The organism is Thiovibrio sp. JS02 (assembly GCF_053485635.1).
Window position 1 is genome coordinate 982177 of sequence record NZ_CM130715.1, and the last position, 18442, is coordinate 1000618.

Annotated in this window: 16 protein-coding genes and 1 tRNA gene; 7 read left to right on the top strand and 10 right to left on the bottom strand. The window is 55.5% G+C overall.

Annotated elements, in window-relative coordinates; genetic code table 11:
• The first annotated feature begins 70 nt into the window (after window positions 1-70).
• The 3 genes from lpxC (at window position 71) to ACUUL3_RS04680 (ending at window position 2987) form a co-directional block, all read left to right on the top strand.
• On the top strand, window positions 71-1051 hold the full coding sequence (gene lpxC / locus ACUUL3_RS04670; protein ID WP_448555049.1) for a UDP-3-O-acyl-N-acetylglucosamine deacetylase: 981 nt from the start codon (window positions 71-73) through the stop codon (window positions 1049-1051).
• Between the two features lie 217 nt (window positions 1052-1268).
• Entirely contained in the window at window positions 1269-2108 is an 840-nt protein-coding gene (proC, locus tag ACUUL3_RS04675; RefSeq protein ID WP_448555051.1) for a pyrroline-5-carboxylate reductase, read from the top strand.
• A gap of 12 nt (window positions 2109-2120) precedes the next feature.
• Entirely contained in the window at window positions 2121-2987 is an 867-nt protein-coding gene (locus ACUUL3_RS04680) for an NAD(+)/NADH kinase (RefSeq protein WP_448555053.1), read from the top strand.
• 39 nt (window positions 2988-3026) lie between these two features.
• On the opposite strand, the gene ACUUL3_RS04685 is transcribed toward ACUUL3_RS04680, so the two are convergent.
• From ACUUL3_RS04685 to ACUUL3_RS04710, 6 genes are all read right to left on the bottom strand, one after another.
• Window positions 3027-3416, bottom strand: coding sequence for a YtxH domain-containing protein (locus ACUUL3_RS04685; protein ID WP_448555055.1), 390 nt, complete (start codon window positions 3414-3416; stop codon window positions 3027-3029).
• 15 nt (window positions 3417-3431) lie between these two features.
• Window positions 3432-3818 carry a DUF948 domain-containing protein gene (locus tag ACUUL3_RS04690; RefSeq protein ID WP_448555057.1) on the bottom strand — a complete coding sequence of 129 codons (387 nt, stop codon included), beginning with the start codon at window positions 3816-3818 and terminating at the stop codon, window positions 3432-3434.
• Between the two features lie 105 nt (window positions 3819-3923).
• On the bottom strand, window positions 3924-5309 hold the full coding sequence (locus tag ACUUL3_RS04695; protein WP_448555058.1) for a sigma-54-dependent transcriptional regulator: 1386 nt from the start codon (window positions 5307-5309) through the stop codon (window positions 3924-3926).
• A gap of 72 nt (window positions 5310-5381) precedes the next feature.
• On the bottom strand, window positions 5382-7673 hold the full coding sequence (locus ACUUL3_RS04700; protein WP_448555060.1) for a chemotaxis protein CheA: 2292 nt from the start codon (window positions 7671-7673) through the stop codon (window positions 5382-5384).
• 1 nt (window position 7674) lies between these two features.
• Window positions 7675-8097, bottom strand: a complete 423-nt coding sequence (locus ACUUL3_RS04705) for a response regulator (RefSeq protein ID WP_448555062.1) — start codon at window positions 8095-8097, stop codon at window positions 7675-7677.
• 244 nt (window positions 8098-8341) lie between these two features.
• Entirely contained in the window at window positions 8342-9190 is an 849-nt protein-coding gene (locus ACUUL3_RS04710; RefSeq protein ID WP_448555064.1) for a PHP domain-containing protein, read from the bottom strand.
• A 207-nt stretch (window positions 9191-9397) separates the two neighbouring features.
• On the opposite strand from ACUUL3_RS04710, the gene ACUUL3_RS04715 reads away from it, so the two are divergent.
• Window positions 9398-10480, top strand: coding sequence for a type IV pilus twitching motility protein PilT (locus tag ACUUL3_RS04715; protein ID WP_448555066.1), 1083 nt, complete (start codon window positions 9398-9400; stop codon window positions 10478-10480).
• A gap of 10 nt (window positions 10481-10490) precedes the next feature.
• On the opposite strand, the gene ACUUL3_RS04720 is transcribed toward ACUUL3_RS04715, so the two are convergent.
• Both ACUUL3_RS04720 and ACUUL3_RS04725 read right to left on the bottom strand, forming a co-directional pair.
• Window positions 10491-12968, bottom strand: a complete 2478-nt coding sequence (locus ACUUL3_RS04720; RefSeq protein WP_448555068.1) for a DNA internalization-related competence protein ComEC/Rec2 — start codon at window positions 12966-12968, stop codon at window positions 10491-10493.
• A gap of 114 nt (window positions 12969-13082) precedes the next feature.
• Complete coding sequence (locus tag ACUUL3_RS04725) at window positions 13083-14429, bottom strand: sigma-70 family RNA polymerase sigma factor (RefSeq protein ID WP_448555070.1); 1347 nt, start codon at window positions 14427-14429, stop codon at window positions 13083-13085.
• Between the two features lie 238 nt (window positions 14430-14667).
• Between ACUUL3_RS04725 and malQ the strand changes: the two genes are divergently transcribed.
• From malQ to ACUUL3_RS04740, 3 genes are all read left to right on the top strand, one after another.
• Window positions 14668-16215: a 4-alpha-glucanotransferase gene (malQ, locus tag ACUUL3_RS04730; protein ID WP_448555072.1), complete on the top strand. Its 1548-nt coding sequence runs from the start codon at window positions 14668-14670 to the stop codon at window positions 16213-16215.
• Window positions 16212-16835, top strand: coding sequence for a flavodoxin family protein (locus ACUUL3_RS04735; protein WP_448555074.1), 624 nt, complete (start codon window positions 16212-16214; stop codon window positions 16833-16835). Before malQ ends, ACUUL3_RS04735 begins: the two co-directional genes overlap by 4 nt.
• Before the next feature lie 39 nt (window positions 16836-16874).
• Window positions 16875-16950: transfer RNA gene (locus tag ACUUL3_RS04740), tRNA-Glu, on the top strand.
• Between the two features lie 9 nt (window positions 16951-16959).
• Here the strand turns inward: ACUUL3_RS04740 and ACUUL3_RS04745 are convergent.
• Both ACUUL3_RS04745 and ACUUL3_RS04750 read right to left on the bottom strand, forming a co-directional pair.
• Window positions 16960-18030, bottom strand: a complete 1071-nt coding sequence (locus tag ACUUL3_RS04745; RefSeq protein WP_448555076.1) for a tyrosine-type recombinase/integrase — start codon at window positions 18028-18030, stop codon at window positions 16960-16962.
• 180 nt (window positions 18031-18210) lie between these two features.
• Complete coding sequence (locus ACUUL3_RS04750) at window positions 18211-18438, bottom strand: hypothetical protein (protein ID WP_448555078.1); 228 nt, start codon at window positions 18436-18438, stop codon at window positions 18211-18213.
• Window positions 18439-18442: the final 4 nt, after the last annotated feature.

The following is an 18442-nucleotide window of genomic DNA, read 5'->3' on the forward strand; positions in this document are numbered from 1 at the left end:
GCATATTAAAAGCCTGAGTTTGAATTTGTAGGGAAAATTACACACCATAACCATCAAGAGTGTTTTGCATATGGACTCCTTCCAGCACACAATCAAACGCGCGGTGAAGTTTGCCGGCATTGGTTTGCATTCCGGCAAGCCCGCCACCCTCTCCGTTTTGCCGGGGGAAGAAAACAGCGGCATCCGCTTTGTGCGCAGTGATCTGCAGCAGAGCCTCCCTGTTCCCGCCTTCATGGACCGTATTGTCGATACAAGGCTCGCCACGACCATCACCACGGATGAGGATGTGATCGCGACCACCGAACACATCCTGTCGGCCCTGTTCGGGCTTGGCATCGATAACGCCGTTATCGCCCTGGACGGGCCCGAGGTTCCCATCATGGACGGCAGTGCCGGTCCTTTTGTCCATATCCTGCGCAAGGTCGGACGGCGTCGGCAAAGTGCCTGCAAGTGGATGCTCAAGATCACCAAGGAAATCTCCTATGCTGATGGCGATACCTTTGTGAAGATCCTTCCCCATGACGGCTTCAAGGTAACCTGTGAGATTGATTTCAATCATCACCTGATCAGGCGGCAGAAGTTCTCCTGTGAGTTGACGCCAAACAATTTTGCCCATGAAATCGCACCGGCCCGGACCTTCGGCTTTTTGGATCAGGTCGAGAGATTGCGCCAGAACGGTCTTGCCCTTGGTGGCTCCCTTGCCAATGCGGTGGTTATCGATGACGACGGCATCGTCAATGCCGAGGGCTTGCGTTTTGCCGATGAGTTCGCCCGTCATAAGGCCCTTGATGTAATCGGAGATCTCGCGCTTCTCGGTTTCCCACTGCTTGGCCATGTTGTGGCGCGGAAGTCGGGGCATGGCCACCACTTTGCCCTGATGAAACAGCTTGCCGCGCAACCGGATCGCTGGGATCTGATCGCCTATGAGCGGGAGGGGAAGAACAAGGTGCTGGCCAAGGTGGCATCCAGCACCAAGGAAGCCAGTGACAAGCTGCTCTCCTACCTGTTGCCGCCTTCCATTGCCCTTGCCGGTGAGCCCTGTTTTGTCTGAGTCTTCCTTCCGGTCGTAAGCGAGAACCCGCAGCAGTCTCCGACTCTGCGGGTTTTTTTATGTCCCGGTCTGGGGGATCATTTGATCCCGATGAGACTTGCCATCGCTCTGGCGCGTAGGGGAATCCTGCTTGCAATGCCGGCGGAAATTGGTAATCTGCATCAGCGTTGTTTTTTTGGGGATTATTTTTTGCCGGTCGGAGAGAAAGGAGAGCATCATGGGCTTACTTGGAAAGCTTGGTTTTGTCGGGGGCGGAAGAATGGCGGAGGCCCTTATCAAGGGAATCGTCGAGGCCGGGCTCCTGCGTGCCGAACAGATCATTGCCGCTGATCCCAGCCCTGAGCGGAGGGAATTGCTGCAAAAGGAGTTTAAGATAACCACTGCCGAAGGGGCATCTTCTGTCTGGGCGGAATGCGATGTGGTGATTTTGGCGGTTAAGCCCCAGATTTTAGGAAAAATCCTTGCCGGTTACAAAGGGGAAATCAAGGCGCGGCATCTGCTGATCTCCATTGCCGCCGGGATTCCTCTCGCCCTGATGGAGCGAAGCGTCGCCGGTAGCGGCTGTCGGGTGATCCGGGTCATGCCGAATACGCCGGCCCTTGTTCTGAAAGGGGCGTCAGCCTTGAGTCCCGGCAAGGGGGTGAGCGATGAAGACATGGCCGTGGCAAAATCCATCTTCGAGGCAGTGGGCACCAGTGTGGTCCTGGACGAATCCTATCTTGACGCAGTGACCGGCCTCAGCGGCAGTGGGCCGGCATATGTTTTCACCTTTATCGAGGCCTTGACCGATGCCGGGGTCAAGGTTGGGCTGGCCCGCCCGGTGGCCGAGGCGCTGGTTATGCAAACGGTGCTCGGCTCTGTGGTGCTTGCCATGGAAACCAGGGAGCATCCTGCTGCGCTCAGGGCCATGGTGACATCTCCTGGCGGTACAACCATTGCCGGCCTGCACGAGCTTGAAAAGGGCGCCTTGCGCGCCACCCTGATGAATGCCGTGGAGGCAGCCACCAACCGTTCTGGCGAGCTTGGCAGCCTCATCCTCGCCAGTGGTGATAAATAGCGTGCGCCCGCGATGAAGATCCGGAAAGTTGGCATTGTTTGCAGAAAGAATTCCCCCACCGCTTTGCAGATGAGCAGGGAGTTGACGGATTGGCTTGCCGAAAGAGAGATCTCCGCGGAAGTTGACCTCATCGTGCCGGATATGGATCTTCTCATCATTCTGGGCGGAGACGGCACCCTTCTGCATGTGGCGGATCAGGCAAGCCATCTGCAGATTCCCGTGGTTGGAGTAAACCTGGGGGATCTTGGCTTTTTGACTGAAATTGCCGTTGATGAACGCCATGAGGTGCTCGAACGGATACTTGCCGGCCAAGTGGTCATTGAGGAACGAATGATGCTCAAGACCAGGCTGCGGCGTTCCGGAGAGGCGCTTCCCTGGCAGTATGCGCTTAATGACGTGGTGATCAGCAAGGGCAGCGTTGACCAGCTTGTGCAATTGAGCACCTGGGCCGATCAGGAGTATATTACAACCTACCGGGCCGATGGTCTGATCTTTTCCACCCCCACCGGCTCGACCGCCTACAATCTTTCCGCTGGCGGCCCCATTGTCAACCCGGCTCTGCACTCCATCCTGGTGACACCAATCTGTCCTTTCATGCTGGAGAGCAGGCCGGTCCTGCTGCCGGCCCAGGCCTGTCTTGCCACCAGGCTTGCCGGTCAGGCCCATGAGGTGAAGGTGATCGTGGATGGACAGCTTGCCTGGGAAATGTCGGTCGGCGAGATCCTGGAAGTGGAGGTGGCGGAGAAGAATTTGCGGCTTATCTGTTCACCGCAAAAGGACTACTTTGAAATCCTCCGCAACAAGCTTAACTGGGGTGGGCGCGCCAGTATGGGTTCGCCAGGGGGGGCGGCCTGTAAAAAACAAAAGCGGGAACCCTGAAGGGCTGCCCGCCTTTGTTCTCGGTGGAGCAGAGCTGTTTCAGTCGCTTTCGCCGAGCTTCTGGGATAGCGCCTCGCGCTCCTCTTCCATGGCGATTTTCCCGGCTTCAATGGCCTCGCTCAACGCCTTCTTCTTTTCATCAAGAAATTCCTTGCCCTGATTGGCAAGATCGGTTCCCCGGCTGATCAGTTCTCTTCCTCTTTCGATCAGCTCTTTCCCGCGTTCCAGGGAGTCCTCCCTGTATTCCTTGAGGTCGTCCGGCAGTTTTGCGACCCTCTCCTTAAGTTCCGAGCCATAGCCGGCCAGCATCTCCCGTGCCTCGGGCCCGGTTTTGGGGGTGGTGAGGAGCGCAATGGCGGCACCGACAACAGTGCCGGCCAAAAAGGATAATACAGCTACGCTGGAATCTCTGCAGTTGTCATTGCTCATCTGTGGGGTACCTCCTTAGGGATTTTTCCAAACTTTGCCGAGAATATGGGTAAAGGTCCGAATCCCTGCGCTGATCCCCCCCATATTGGTTATAATCGGCCTTACTATCTCCTTGAGTGTGTGGCTGGTCGTGAGCAGGGAGTCGGCGGATTTCTGGACCGTCCGTAGTATGGAATCGGTGCGTTCAACCTTGTCGTTCAGCGAAAGGGTGAGGGTCTGCAACTCCCTGGTTGCTTCGGTGAGCGACTTGCATAGCGGATCAATATGCCTGTTGAGGGACTGGATGAATATTTCCACCTGATTGAGGGAGCGCCTGAGTTGCAGGATGGTCGGGATCAACACGATGGCAATGGCAAACAGGCTCAGGGCGCCGAGCAAGGTTAATATCTCCGTAAAGGTCACGTTGTCCCTCCCCTATCCAGAAAAAAGGAATATCCCAATAAATTATAATAAAGAGATTGCTGATGGCCCGCAAGAGGAAAGGGCAGGAACGGCGTTGCGGTTCGGCTACTTTTTGAAGATGCCGTGCTTTTTCATCTTGTACTGGAGCAGGCTCTTGGTGATCCCCAGCGCCTCCGCCGCCTTGGTCTGGATATTTTCCGATTTTTCCAGGGCGGTCAGCACCATTTTTTTCTCGATTCCGTCCAGAACATCGGGCAGGGGGGTGTTGGCCGGGATGGCCTGTTCCACATCAAAACCGTCAATCCATTGCATGCCGTCTTTATTGCCCACCGTGTCCGGTTGCACGTCTTCCGGGCGGATCAGATTTCCGGAGCAGAGGATGGCTGCGCGTTCGATGGTGTTTTCAAGCTCACGGATGTTCCCGTCCCAGGGCAGGGTGGTAAGAAAACGCACGGTTTCCGGGGCAATCTCCAACCCGGATTTATTAAGCTCCCTGGAAAATTTGCTGACGAAATGGGCCGCAAGCATGGGGATGTCGTCGGTGCGTTCCCGCAGGGGAGGGAGATGGATGTGAAGAACGTTCAGGCGATAGTAGAGATCTTCCCGGAAATTCCCCTTGTCCACCTCTTCCTTCAAATCCTTGTTGGTGGCGGCGATAATGCGGACATCGACATGCAGGGTCTGGTTGCCGCCAACCCTTTCGAACGTGCGTTCCTGCAGAACGCGTAACAGTTTGGCCTGGAGCGGCATGGCCATCTCCGCCACCTCGTCGAGAAAGATGCTGCCGGTGTCGGCCAGTTCGAATCGGCCCTTGCGCAGGGCGATGGCGCCGGTAAAGGCCCCTTTTTCATGGCCGAAGAGCTCGCTCTCGAGGAGGTTTTCTGGCAGCCCCGCGCAGTTGATGGAGATGAAGGGGGCCTTTTCCCGGGGGCTGTTGAAATGGATAGCCCTGGCAACCAGTTCCTTGCCGGTGCCCGATTCTCCGGTAATCAGCACGGAGGTCGATGTGGGGGCAACCTTTTCGATCAGGTTGTAAATGCTCTGCATCTTTTTGTTTCTGCCGACCATATTGGCAAATGAGATCCGGTGGCGCATCTCGTCGCGCAACCGGATATTTTCGCGTAAAACCGAGTAATGCTCAATGGCCTTTTTGGTGCTCAGCACCAGCTCGTCGTTGTTGAAGGGTTTTGTCAGGTAGTTGTAAGCACCCGCCTTCATGGCGGCCACGGCCTTTTCCACCTCTCCGAAGGCGGTGACCATGATAACGGGCAGGTCCGGATTCATCGCCTTGACGGCCTTGAGCAGGCCAAGGCCGTCAAGGCCGGGCATGCGCATGTCGGTTATGATCAGGTCGAGATCGGTTTCATTGACGGTTTTTAAGGCCTCTTCGCCGTTGCCGGCGGTAAAAATTTCGTAACCCTCTTCCCGGAGCAGTTCGGAAAGGACGATCTGATAGTTTGGTTCGTCATCAACAATCAATACGGTATTCATCCGACAAAGAGCCTTGCTGGGATTAGATTTCGTGCGGAAGCGAGCTGGGAGGGGAGATAAGAGTGTTTGCCGTTATTGAACGTGCTCGGCAATTTTCTTTACATCGGCAATCAGGATAACATCCTCATTGCCCATGATGGTGTATCCGGCAATCCCCTCGACATGGCGGAGTTTTCTGTACCCTTCGCCAAAGCCCTTCGCGACAATTTTCTGGTGCGAAAGTATGTTGTCGACCATCAACCCCACGCCATGTTCCTTGCAGACAACGATAACTTTTTGGGCCACCTCGGCGATCGTGGAGGGCGCCATGGGGTAAAAGAAGGTGTTGAGCTCCAACAGACGCAGGATAGCGCCATCATATGCGATACAGTTGTTTTCCGCAAGCAGGGGGATCACGTTTTGCGTCTCGATGACCGTGGTGATGTCGTCGGAGGGGATGGCATAGGTTTCCGCCCCGGCCTTGGCAATCATGGCGTCCATGGTAACCAGGGTCTTGGTGAGCGGAATGGTGAAGGAGACGGTGGTGCCCCTGCCGGCGACGGAATCGACCTGGATCCGGCCGTTGCATTCCTTGAGTCCGGAGAGAACCACGTCCATGCCCACGCCGCGTCCGGAAACGTCGCTGACCTTCTCCGCCGAGCTGAATCCGGGTTTGAAGATGAGATTGACAAGCTCCCTGTCGGAGAGCTGGGCAAGCTCCTCGGCGGACATGAAGCCTTTCTTGAGAGCGACCTCCTTCATTTTTTGAGGATTGATGCCGTTGCCGTCATCCGCAATGGTGATATGGACATTGTTCTCATCGGCCCTGGCTGTGACGGAGAGGTTTCCCTGTTCCGTCTTGCCGGCTTTTTTCCGGTCCGCGGGGGATTCGATCCCGTGATCCAGAGAATTGCGCAAAATATGGACCAGCGGGTTTTCGATCTTTTCAAGAAGGTCCTTGTCGATGACAGTTTCTTCCCCTTCGATGGTGAATTTGACATTTTTGGCCAGGGAATTGGCAAGCTGCCTCACCACCTTGGGGAATCTCTGGAACAGGGATTTAACCGGCACGCGGCGGATGCGCATGATGTTGTCGTGCAGTTTTTCCAATTGCTCGTCCAGGGCGCTGATGGTGCTGTCAAAGCGGGCGATGAGGCTGAAATCCACCCCGTGGCCCTCGAACTGTTTTTTGAGAAAATTCAGTGAATCGAGATTGATGTACAGTCCGCCAACGGAATTGGCGAAGGTGTCGAGCTTTGCCTGATCGATGCGGATGGTTTTCGCCTGTTCCTGCACCTTGCTTTCCTTGAGATGCGCCTCAAGGGCGCGTTTGTTCTGGATCTCCAGTGCTTTTTTCAGGTCGCTTTCCTGGATGGCGCCCTGTTCGAGAAGCAATTCGCCGATCTTTTTCTGCTTTTCAAGCACAGCGGTGATCTGTTCTTCGGAAACGATCTTCTGCTCCACCAGAATTTCTCCAAGGCGGGCGCTGCCCGCCTTGGGCCTCGCCTCAAAACAGCCGATGACGGCATTGACGAGTTTCCGGCAAATGGTGTTGTACTCGTCACTGGCAACCATCAGGGCATCATCGAGGAAGTTTCGCATCGAATGGAGCTCGTCGAGTTCCCTGGCGATCTTCTTGTTGTCCTTTAACGCCTCGGCGACCTCGTCGTAGGCCTTGGCAAAGGAGAGAAGCTGTTCACCGCTGACGGGCTTCTTTTCCTGCAAGGACTCCATGACCAGTCCGAACAGGGTGATCTGTTCGCTGAAATTTTTCTTTTCCAGAAAGTAGCTGTTGTCCGCTGAATATGCACTGCGGATTGCTTGACTGCTTTTGGCGGCAATGAGCTTGTTGAGTTCAATGTTTGCTTTTTCGATCTGGTCAAGCAGCCCCGGGATATGGGGGTGGGCATGGATGTTTTCCCCGAGATCCAGGAGGGTGTTGAGGAGGGTTTCAAAGGTGATGACGCTTTGTATCGAGCCTGTGGCAACGGTGGGCTGCACAGCCTCGACTCTGGCGAGGAATTCCTTCTCTTCCGGCCTGAATGACACATCGTCCGGGGTTTCCTGGGCCCGGTCAAGCATGTTCTGGAGATATTCAACTCCCCTGAGAAGGATGTCGATGATCTCCCGATTCACCAGAATCTCACCCTTACGGCAGGTATCGAGGAGGTTTTCCAGTCGATGGGAGAATTTATTGATGTTGGTAAGGCCGAAAAAACCGGAATTTCCCTTCAGGCTGTGCACCGGACGGAAAATCCTGTTGATGATATCGAGGTTGCCCGGGTCATTCTCCAGGGCGATAAAGTCAGCCTCAATCCCCAGGAGTGAGTCGTTGGATTCATCGATAAATCCGCGGAGGGCATCAAGATCGGCATCGTTCGCCATGTCAGTTTCCTTTCTCGCTGGCAAGCATTTTCAGGATTTCATTGATGCGGTTCAGCTTTTTGGCCGCTGCATCCACGGCGGAAATGATCTCCTGGATCTCCTTGAATGGCTTGAAGAAAATGTCATTTGCTCCGTAGCGGAATGCGTTTAGGGTGTTGTTGATTGTGATGTAACCGGTGATCATGATGACCTGGATGGTGCCGTTATAGTTCTTGATTTTTCGCAGCAGGGAAAGGCCGTCCAGCTCAGGCATCATGATATCGCTGATCACGATGTCGAAATGTTCGTCTTCGATCATGGCGTATGCCTTTACCGGGTCGTTGCAGGTGGTTACCTCGTAAGGGGTTTCCGTAAAGGCCCTGGCCAGGGTTTTCAGAATGCTTGTGGAGTCGTCGACGATGAGAACCTTATATTTTCGTGCCATGGCCATGGAAGTCCTTCACAAAAAAACAACAAGAGTGATGAAAAAATATCGGTTAAGAGTTTCGGAAACCATTTTTGCCCTGTGGCGGGGTCGGGATAGTTCCGCTAACAATAATGCCGCGGGCAAGATGGTGATTGCTGCTTGAGGAAAGAGCTTCAGGCAGTATGAATATCATATGGTTATTTTGAAAAAGCGGGCAAGCAAAAAAGGAGTGGCCCGACAGGAGTGGCGGTTGGGGGAGTTTTCAGCGGGCGTTGAGTCTTTCCATGATCTCGCGCCATACCTGCTGCGGTACGCGGATGGTTTTTGCGCTTCCGCCCAGGGGGGCGCCGGAGTGGGAGTCTCCGTGAAAATCCGTGCCGCCGCAGGGGAGTAGCTCCTGTTCGCTGGCAAGAGCCAGGAGGACGCGGCATACCTTGTTTGAATGGGTGGGGTAGTAGGCTTCAATGCCGGACAGGCCATAGCCTTTGAGCTGGGCGACCAGGGAGGGGATTTTCTCCAGGCTGGAGTCCAGCGAGGCCGGATGCGCGAGCATGGCCAGGCCGCCGGCTCTGTCGATTTCCCTGATAACCTCATCGGCAGGCGGTCTTTCATGTTCAACAAAGGCGGGGCCGCCGCGCTTGAGATAGCAGGCAAAGGCATCCGCCGCACTCTTGCAGATGCCTTTTTTCACCAGCAGTCTGGCAAAATGGGGCCTGCCGATCTGGTCTCCGGCAAGGGAGGTCAATTCCTTTTGCGCGATCGGGATGCCGAGTTGCGCAAATCGGGCGATGATCCCCTGGTTTCGCTGTTCTCTGGCCGCCTGCAGCTTTTCCACAAAGGCGAGAAAGTTCTGATCCTCCGGCCGGATGCCGTACCCCAGGATGTGCAGAGAGGTGTTTTCGAGCCGACTGCTCACCTCGATGCCGGGAAGGACTTCCACCCCTTTTTCCCGCCCTCTCCTGACCGCCTCGGCAACACCTGCCACCGTATCGTGATCCGTAAGGGAGATTGCCAGCAGGCGGCGGCGGGCGGCAAGGTCCACCAGCGCCGTCGGGGTGAGGATCCCGTCGGAACAGGTGGAGTGGGTATGCAGATCGATATGTCGGCTCATTGGGAAGCGGATGCAGTATAACGTGTAGATTTTAAAAGAGAAAATGAGGCGAAAGCGTTGCCACCCTTCTTTTTTTTGTTTGGAATAGTGTTCCGTGATTGGGTATAGTAACATCACTGAACAAGAAAAGCTGCATGGTTTCCGGCTGTTTTTCAGCGGATTCCATTCTCATTTTGTCATGGTTGTTGTCGGGAGGTTTCTTGAGCTATGGCGCAGATCGACGCGTTCTTCAAACTGATGAATGAGCAGGGGGCCTCTGACCTGCATATGGTTTCCGGTCAGCAACCCATTCTCCGTATCCGGGGCGAAATGGAGCGGGTCAAGTACAAGGTGTTGGAGAACGATGACCTGAAGGCCATGCTCTACGAGATCGTTTCCGAGGAAAAGGTCAAGGTCTTTGAAGAGACCGGCGACGTGGACTTTGGCTACGAAATCCCCGGACTCGCCCGTTACCGTGGCAATCTTTTCATGCAGAAGTACGGAATCGGCGCGGTGTTCCGCGAGATTCCCAGCAATATCCTTGGTTGCGAGCAGTTGGGGCTGCCGGCGGTCGTTTCCAAGCTTGCCACCCTGCCCAAGGGCATGGTCCTGGTGACCGGTCCCACGGGCAGTGGTAAGTCAACCACCCTTGCCGCCATCGTCGATCAGGCCAACAAGGTGCGGAAGGATCATATCCTCACCATCGAAGACCCCATCGAGTTCGTGCACAAGAGCCAGAACTGCATCGTCAATCACCGTGAGGTAGGCCTGCATACCAAGAGCTTTTCCGCAGCCCTGCGCGGTGCTCTCCGTGAGGATCCGGATATTATTCTGGTGGGCGAAATGCGCGATCTCGAAACCATTGCCCTGGCCATGGAAGCGGCCATGACCGGTCATCTTGTCTTCGGCACCCTGCATACGCTGAACGCCAACAAGACCGTTGATCGTATCATCGAGATTTTTCCCTCCAATCAGCAGGCCCAGGTCCGGTCCACCCTGGCCGACGCCCTGAAAGCGGTTGTCTCGCAAACGCTTTTCAAGCGGGTGGATGTCAAAGGACGTTGCGCCGCCCTTGAGATACTGATCTGTACCCCGGCGGTGCGGAATCTCATCCGTGAAGGGAAAACCTATCAGATCCCATCCGCCATGCAGACCGGAAAGAAGTATGGCATGCAGACCCTGGATGACGCCATCATGGACCTGTTGAAAAAAGGCTGGATTTCCGGCGAGTCCGCCTATGTCAACTGCATCGAAAAAGCAAAGTTTGTCCAGTTCCTGAAAAAACCGCCCACTGATTTCACCGACATCTGATCTGTTTTTTTCATTCTTGTTGTTCCCGAACGCCGCCAGGGCCGTAATAGGTTCTGGCGGCAATTTTTTTTCCGTCGGAGGTGATGAAGACGCTTCCGTCCGTGGCCGTCATGTAAAGCCGGCCGTTGTCCTGACAAGCCGCCCCTCCCGAAGCGGACAGATCCCTCTTGCCGGTCGAAACGATGAGATATTCCGGGGCTACAGCGGCGAGAAACTCCGGGCTGCCGGAAGAGGCCAGGCCATGGTGCGGCATGAGCAGGACCTGTGCCTTGAGCCGGCAGCCGGATTCAAGCAGGGCCATTTCTTCTTGCCGTTCGATATCGCCGGGAAAAAGAAAAGCATTGTCCCCGTGGGTAAGCCTGAGAACCAGGCCCCGATCGTTTGGGTTTTCCGTCTTTAGCTGCTTGGTCCCGGCCGGCCGGGGAGCCGTTGTCGCGGCCAGGTTGGCGAGGCAGGCAATTTCCGCCTCAGGATTCTCGTTCTGCTCAGGGGCAAGAATTTCTCCCGAGGAAGCGACGCGGACAAGGCAGCCGACCTGTTCCGCCATCGTGAGCAGGCGTGTGAATTCAGGGTTTGCGGCCGCGGGTTCACTGAGCCAGAGGGTGCGCGGGGAAAATTTTTCAATGAGAAAGGGGAGCCCGTTGAAATGGTCGCTGTGGTTGTGGGTGAGAATGATCTGATCAAGATGGCGGATCTGCCTGTGCCAGAGAAAGGGGGCGATGACCGCTTCGCCGACATTGAACCTTTCCGAATCCGTTCCTCCGCCATCGATGAGGGTGACGCTTTGGTCCGGCATTTCGACGACGGTGGCGCTTCCCTGGCCAACGTCGAGATAGGAGATGGCAAGGTTGCCCTGTTGGCGGAGCAGGGGAATATGGTGGCCGGAGAGAAGCGCGGCAAGGCAGGTCGAGGCAACGAAAACCAGCCAGCGAACTCTGGTCGTGAGCATGACGAGAACCATGGCTGTCGCGGTAACAAGAACCGGAATGGTGGGGGTGGGCAGCCACAGGGAGGCGAAAGGGAGGCTGGCCAGGATTGCCGCGATTTTCTGGGAAAGGAACAGACCGATTGCCCCGCTTTTGAGCGTGATGGCCGCCAGGGGGGTGGACAGGGGCGCGAGACAAAGCGCGATCAGTCCCAGGGGGAGGGCCCAGAGGCAAAGGAAGGGGGAGACAAGCAGGGTGCTGATCGGGCTGAGCAGGGAAAGACGATTGAAATGGAAAAGCGCGAATGGTGCCGTGGCAATGAAGGCGGCCAGGGAAACCAACAAAGAGGTTGCGAGAAATCCGGATATATTTTTCAGCCGGCTCTTTTTCTCTTTGTTTTTCGCCTGCATGGATGACAGTCGGGGGGCGATCAGGACGATTGCCGTGGTCGCGGCGAAAGAGAGCTGGAAGGAAGCGGTGAATATGCTCAATGGGTTGGCCGCGAGAATGATGGCCGCGGCAATGGCGATGTTGTTGAGGCTGCACCACTGGCGATCGGCGAGAATTGCAAGCATGAAAATCACGGTCATGACAAGCGCCCGGACCACCGGCGGCTGGAAGCCGGCAAGCCCTGCATAGCAGACGAGGAGGGGGAGGCTGAGGCTCACGCTCAGCTTCCGGGCGGAAACATAGAGAAAGATTTTCGGGAGCTGGCGGCCGGCAAAGGTGAAAAAGGCGGTGGTCAAAAGAGCGAGCACCGCAAGATGCATGCCGGAAATGGCAAGGAGATGCATGATGCCGCTGGCCTTGAAATGTTCCAGGGTTTCGTCTGCCACGCCGCTGCGGTCTCCGATGAGGAGCGCGCAATAAAGTCCGGCCTGTTCCTGGCTCAGGGTTTTGCGCAAAAATCTTTCGGCCTCCTGCCGTAATCCCTCGAAGAGCCGCGGTCTCCATGGCAGGGCGGGGGCAGGCCCTGAAAAAATGGGCCTGATCAGCGAGGAGGAGGCGATCCAGCCTGTCGCGCCAATGCCTTGGGCGGCAAGGTAGCCTTTGTAGTCAAAGGTTCCCGGTGTTCCGAAGTTGCGGGGGGTGGAAAGCCGGCAACGCGCCAGGTAATGGCCGCCGGCGGTCAGGTCGGGCAGGAAGGGGGCGTTGACGGTCAGGCGGGCAAGGCCCATGGCCGGCAGAGGATCTTTCCGGTCGGAAAAAATGATACCGGTGGCGGCCACGGTGATCCTGGTCTTGCCGTTTTGGCTGACAGGCTTGTCGTGCAATCTGAATGTTAGGCCAACTTCCTGATTTTTCAGGGCAAAATTGATGAGATGGTGGGGGGGCTGGGGGGAGGTCGTGAACGATTGACCAGAGAGTATGCCGCAGACTAGAAAAAGGGCCGGCATGAGAAGGGGATGGTTTGCTTTTGCGTGGCGGAGCGAGGCGCCTGTCGCGCACATGAAAACAAGGGCGCCATACCACGTCAGCCGGCTGGGGAGCCAGGGGAAGTTGCTGCAGAGTATGCCAACGGCAAACCCGCAGACTGCCGAAGAGAGTGGAGTCATGGTCATCTTGCTTTGCTTGGGCCAGGCGTGCGGTGAAAGCAAAAAAAAATGAGTACCTGACCTTTCAGGTCCGATACTCATTTATTGGGCTAGCTCTTGGTTTTCAAAGGGAAAATCATCTCAGTCGAGAAAATGCTTGAGCTTTTCGCGCCGGCTGGAATGACGCAGGCGATTGAGCGCCTTTTTTTCGATCTGCCTGATGCGCTCCCTGGAGACATTGAAGCGCTTGCCGATTTCTTCAAGGGTATACTCGGCATCCTCTCCGATTCCGAAGCGGAGGCGGATGATCTTTTCTTCCCGGGGACTCAGGGTGTTGAGGATACAGGTCACCCGATCGGAGAGTTGCTGGTTCTGCACCGCCTCATAGGGGGAAACAGATTCCTGGTTCTCCAGAAAATCACCCAGGGTGCTGTCGTCATCGCCAACCGGGGTTTCCAGGGAAATGGGCTCGCGGGAGGCCTCGAGGATGGCCAGGATCTTGTCCATGGGCAGCCCGGTTTTCTCGGAGATTTCAATGGGGGTCGGCTCCCGGCCCAGTTCCTTGAGTAGCGAGTAGAAGGCCTTGAAGAACTGGCTTCTGAGTTCAAGGAAATGCACTGGCAGGCGGATGGTTCTGGTCTTGTCCAGAATGGCGCGGGTGATGGCCTGACGAATCCACCAGCTTGCGTAGGTGCTGAATTTGTTGCCCTTGGTGTAGTCGAAACGGAAAACCGCCCGCATCAGGCCGAGGTTGCCTTCCTGGATAAGATCGGCCAGGGTAAGGCCCTGATGCATGTACCGCTTGGCAATGCTCACGACCAGGCGCAGGTTCGCCTTGATCATGGCATCCTTGGCCACCTCGATTGAGCGGTTGAACAGTTCGAGCTTGCAATACATCTCCTGCAGCTTCTTGTTGCGGGGATGCGTCTGGCACGCCTTGGCAACCGAGCGCATCATGAAATTGAGATGCTGTTTTTTGGGTTTCAGGGTGGGATCGCGTTTTTCCCAGAGGTCGATGCGTTCCACCAGTTGAATCAGTTCCTGCGTGCCGTGCTGGTTGTGGCGTACCGCCTTGATGATGGCGTCAAAGCCTTCCCGGATGGTCTTGCTGTATTTCTCTTCCTCCTCAGGGGTGAGCAGTTCGAACTTGCCCATTTCCCTCAGGTAGGTGGTGGTCGTTTCCTCCGGCTCCGGGGTGTCGTCCTTGGAGATGAGGGCTGCGTCCATGAGCTTGTCGTCGTCATCATCCATGGACACTTCGTCGGGCTGGCCGTCGCCGCTGTCCCAGTTCTTTCCGTCCAGGGTCTTTTTTTTGCCGGATTTTTCCTGGCTGACAATTTCGATATTGTTTTCGTTCAGAAAATCGAAAATGCCGTCAATGGTATCCGGATCCTTCCCTTCGGGAATAAGGTCATTGAGGAAGGAAATGGTCACGCATCCCTCATCCTTTCCGGCTTCGAGCAATCTGGCTTTTATATCGGCAGGCACGAGTTAATCACTCCTGATTGCAAATGTTTTCTCTCTGTTGCCCCGGCATCCGGACTGGCAAATGCAGAGCAGTAAAACTCGACAATATACTAATGCTATCAGAAAAGCGCAAGGGGAAGTGAGTAAAAAAAACAGGTGTTATTTTTTGCTGGGCAGTTTCCCGTCACTCTGTATAACAATAAGAAACAGGTTGTATTTTCCTTCCGTCCATTTTGCCCAAATACCCCGAGGTTATCCAATGCTCACCTGCCGAAGCAGCGGCATTCTTCTCCATCTTACCTCACTGCCCGGACCTTTTGGCATTGGCAACCTGGGGCGGTCCGCTTTCGAGTTTGTCGATTTTCTCAAGGCCTGCGGGCAAAAATATTGGCAGATCCTCCCTTGCGGCCCGGTGAGCCGGGTTTTTGACAACTCTCCTTATATGAGCCTGTCCGCCTTTGCCGGCAACCCTCTGCTCATCGATCCTGTGCAGTTGGTGGGGGAGGGGCTGCTCAGCCGCGATTATGTACGGCCCCTGGGGGGGGGGTCCGAATATCTCGTCGATTTTTCCGCGATTGTCCCGTTTCAGGAAGAGGTTCTCCGGCAGGCCTTTCTGGAGTTTCAGGCCTCCGGCCCTTCCCGGTCCTTTACTTCCTTCTGCGACAGGATGGCCTGGTTGGAGGACTATGCGCTTTTTCGCAGCCTGCGCGAGGAGTTCCGCTTCCGGCCTTGGGGGCAGTGGCCGGCCGCGCTTGTCCGGCGTGAGACCGCCGCCCTTGAGCAATGGCGTGAACGGCTGGCCGCGCGCATCGCCTACCATAAATTCGTACAGTTTTGCTTTTTCTCCCAATGGCAGAGGGTGTGGGATTATGCCCATGCCCACGGCATCGACATCATAGGCGACATGCCCATCTATGTCGCCCATGACAGCGCCGATGTCTGGGCGAACCAGCACTGTTTTCTTCTTGATCCGGCCTCGGGGGAACCGACCCATGTGGCAGGGGTTCCGCCCGATTATTTCAGCGAAACGGGCCAGCGCTGGGGGAATCCTCTTTTTGCCTGGCAGCGGGGCAAGGGGCTCAACGAAGCACTGCTTGACTGGTGGGCGCAACGGTTTCAGCATACCTTCGGGACCGTGGACATGGTGCGCATTGATCATTTCCGCGGCTTTGAATCCTTCTGGCGGATTCCGGCGAAAGAGGAGACCGCGATCAACGGTGTGTGGGAAAAAGGGCCTGGTCTGCCGTTTTTTGCGGCCATGAAAAAGGTGATCGGCGATCTGCCCATCATCGCGGAGGATCTCGGCATCATCACGCCCGAGGTCGAGGAGTTGCGTGATGCCCTGGGGTATCCGGGCATGAAGATCCTGCAGTTCGCCTTTGATTCCGATGCGCACAACGCCTACCTACCCCACAACTATTCCACCCCCAACTGTGTTGTCTATACCGGCACCCATGACAACGACACCACCCTGGGCTGGTTTTTCAGTGACAGGGTCCCGCAATCCAGCAAGGAAAAGGCGCTGCGCTACGCGCACAGCGCCGTGGGGAGTCCGGTTCACAGGGATTTCATTCGCATGGCCTATTCCTCTGTTGCCGCCCTGGCGATTATCCCTCTCCAGGATGTCCTCGGCTTTGGCAGCGACTGCCGCATGAACGTGCCCAGCACCTCAAGCGGAAACTGGCGCTGGCGCTGCGCAGCCCGCTTTTTAAACCTGGAGGTCGCGGCGGCGCTCAGGGAGGAGGTCATGTTTTACAACCGGTTGCCCGAGGAGGCGGGGGGAGCCTGCGACGGTGTGGTGCGATGAGGATTTTCGCCGTCAACGGCAGCCCGCGCAAAAAGGGGAACACCGAGGAGCTGTTGCGCGCCTTTTTGAAAGGGGCGGAGTCGACCGGCGCGGTTGTCGAGATTGTCCGCCTGGCGGAGCTTCATATTCAGCCCTGCATCGGCTGCGGCGGCTGTGACAAAACCGGCGAGTGCGTCCTGGAAGACGCCATGCAGGATCTGTATCCGAAGATCCGCGCGGCGAATAGGATTGTCCTGGCTTCGCCCATCTATTTTTACGGGATCACCGCCCAGGCCAAGGCTTTTGTCGATCGCTGCCAGGCCCTGTGGAACTGGAAGCGTATTCGCATGGAGAGGGGCGAATGGCGGGAGGACCCCGGCCGGGCCGGTTTTTTGCTTTCCGTTGCCGCAAGCCACGGAAAGAGGGTTTTTGAGGGGGCAATTCTCACCGCCCGTTACGCCTTTGACGCCATGGGGGTGGGGTATGGCGGCGGGTTTCTGGTCCGCGGCAAGGATGGCCGCGGCGAAATGGCCGGGGATCAGGCGACCCTCGCCCGTGCCGCGCAGGCGGGAATAGATTTCCTTGCCTGCGCCGGGCCCTATTATGATGGCATTTCTCAGGAAACAAATAATAAAGATTGACAAACGTTCTCCCATCATTTAGAAAATGGCGCACAACATGGCCCCTTCGTCTAGCGGTCTAGGACGCTGGCCTCTCACGCCGGTAACACGGGTTCGAGTCCCGTAGGGGTCACCAAGTGAGAATTCAAAGGGAATCAACTACTTTTAGTTGTTTCCCTTTTTTCGTTGTGTGGGCCGCACTTTCTGAATGTGGGCTTTTTCTTCCGGGGAGTACTCGCAAAGCTGGACGAATAGAATCCAGCCTCCGAATATACCTTTCTGTAGTCGACAAATTTTTGTGCCTCAAAATCGATTGAATGTCGATCATGGGCACATTCTCTTTTGCCAAAATGCTTGCCGTTAAATGTCGGATAGCATGTAAGCCGAACTTTTTAACCCCTGCTTTCTTGCAGAGCCGGTTCATCCAGTGAATTCGATACAGATAGGGCTTCCCTGTTTCCGGATCTGGAAACACCCACTCCGTCTTGGCCACCTGTCTGTGGGTGAGCAAAGCGTTGTGCAGATCATCGGTAAGGGGAAGCCAATCGAATTCAAGGGAGCCATCCCGGCGCTTTCGGGTATAGAGCCGAATTTTCTGTTCTGAAAAATCGACATCATCCCATCGCAGGCCGAAAAGTTCCGATCTTCTGGCCGCAAGATGTAGGTAAGCCAACAACATAACCTCATCCTGGGCAGTCGAGGCATGTTCAAATACCTTCCAGAAATCCTTTTCCGGAGGAACATACCTTTTCTGACGCTCTTCGGGAAAGCGATCAACCAGGCAAGGGTTGGGAGAGGGAAGACCGAGATACTTCATTCCCCAATTCCAAGCGGCTACAAGGTTTTTCCTGTCCTTATTTGCTGCATATCCTGAACGGCTTGACGCTTGACCCTGCAAAAAATCCAAAACCATTCCCGAAGTCAGGCTGCCTACCGGCAAATGGGGATCAACAGAGTTGAAAAACATCTTGAACATACGTTTTTTCTCATCGTAGGTAGTTGCTGAAAACTTAACCTGGGCATAATCCATGTACTTGGTTGCCCAATCAGCTAAAGAGACCGTGCGGATCTGCACCGATGGAAACGAGGGTTCCTTGTTTTCTCTCTGCTCGACCTCCCAGGCCAGAGCCGCGGCCTTGGTCGGAAAGGTTTTGCGATGCTTCTTGTCGTTGATGCGTACCTGGGCCATCCAGCTTTTTCCACGCTTGTATGGCATTAATAACCTCCTTTTCAAAGAACAGATAGGCACGCCCCAGACGTACACCTCCCAAGACAGCATAGTATTTCCTGACGGTTTTTTCATCAATGCCGAGAAACTTGGCAACGTCCTTGACCGATAATGTTTTTCCGAGCTGGTCTTGTAGGTAAGTCATAGTCTTGTGTCCCATTGGCCCTGTTACAACCAGGGCTGCACTCTTTCTAATTTCGCCTTACCAGGGATAACAAGGGCCGGTTCTCCATTTTCAGCCTCATATATCGTCGGCGGACCAAAGGTCTTTTTGATGGCAACCTTGCAGGCCGGGCACTGATAAACACCTTTCGGAAGCTTCATGCCGGAGGCAGTAGTCATCCACAAGTCAAACTCATTCGCTTTCCCGCAATGACCACAGATTATTTGAAACATTTTC

Coding starts and splice junctions, on each gene's coding strand:
- ACUUL3_RS04680 (WP_448555053.1), top strand. CDS start 2,121: ATGAAGATCCGGAAAGTTGGCATTGTTTGCAGAAAGAATTCCCCCACC.
- ACUUL3_RS04695 (WP_448555058.1), bottom strand. CDS start 5,309: ATGAATACCGTATTGATTGTTGATGACGAACCAAACTATCAGATCGTC.
- ACUUL3_RS04750 (WP_448555078.1), bottom strand. CDS start 18,438: ATGTTTCAAATAATCTGTGGTCATTGCGGGAAAGCGAATGAGTTTGAC.
- malQ (WP_448555072.1), top strand. CDS start 14,668: ATGCTCACCTGCCGAAGCAGCGGCATTCTTCTCCATCTTACCTCACTG.
- proC (WP_448555051.1), top strand. CDS start 1,269: ATGGGCTTACTTGGAAAGCTTGGTTTTGTCGGGGGCGGAAGAATGGCG.
- ACUUL3_RS04745 (WP_448555076.1), bottom strand. CDS start 18,030: ATGCCATACAAGCGTGGAAAAAGCTGGATGGCCCAGGTACGCATCAAC.
- ACUUL3_RS04700 (WP_448555060.1), bottom strand. CDS start 7,673: ATGGCGAACGATGCCGATCTTGATGCCCTCCGCGGATTTATCGATGAA.
- ACUUL3_RS04720 (WP_448555068.1), bottom strand. CDS start 12,968: ATGACCATGACTCCACTCTCTTCGGCAGTCTGCGGGTTTGCCGTTGGC.
- lpxC (WP_448555049.1), top strand. CDS start 71: ATGGACTCCTTCCAGCACACAATCAAACGCGCGGTGAAGTTTGCCGGC.
- ACUUL3_RS04685 (WP_448555055.1), bottom strand. CDS start 3,416: ATGAGCAATGACAACTGCAGAGATTCCAGCGTAGCTGTATTATCCTTT.
- ACUUL3_RS04710 (WP_448555064.1), bottom strand. CDS start 9,190: ATGAGCCGACATATCGATCTGCATACCCACTCCACCTGTTCCGACGGG.
- ACUUL3_RS04705 (WP_448555062.1), bottom strand. CDS start 8,097: ATGGCACGAAAATATAAGGTTCTCATCGTCGACGACTCCACAAGCATT.
- ACUUL3_RS04715 (WP_448555066.1), top strand. CDS start 9,398: ATGGCGCAGATCGACGCGTTCTTCAAACTGATGAATGAGCAGGGGGCC.
- ACUUL3_RS04735 (WP_448555074.1), top strand. CDS start 16,212: ATGAGGATTTTCGCCGTCAACGGCAGCCCGCGCAAAAAGGGGAACACC.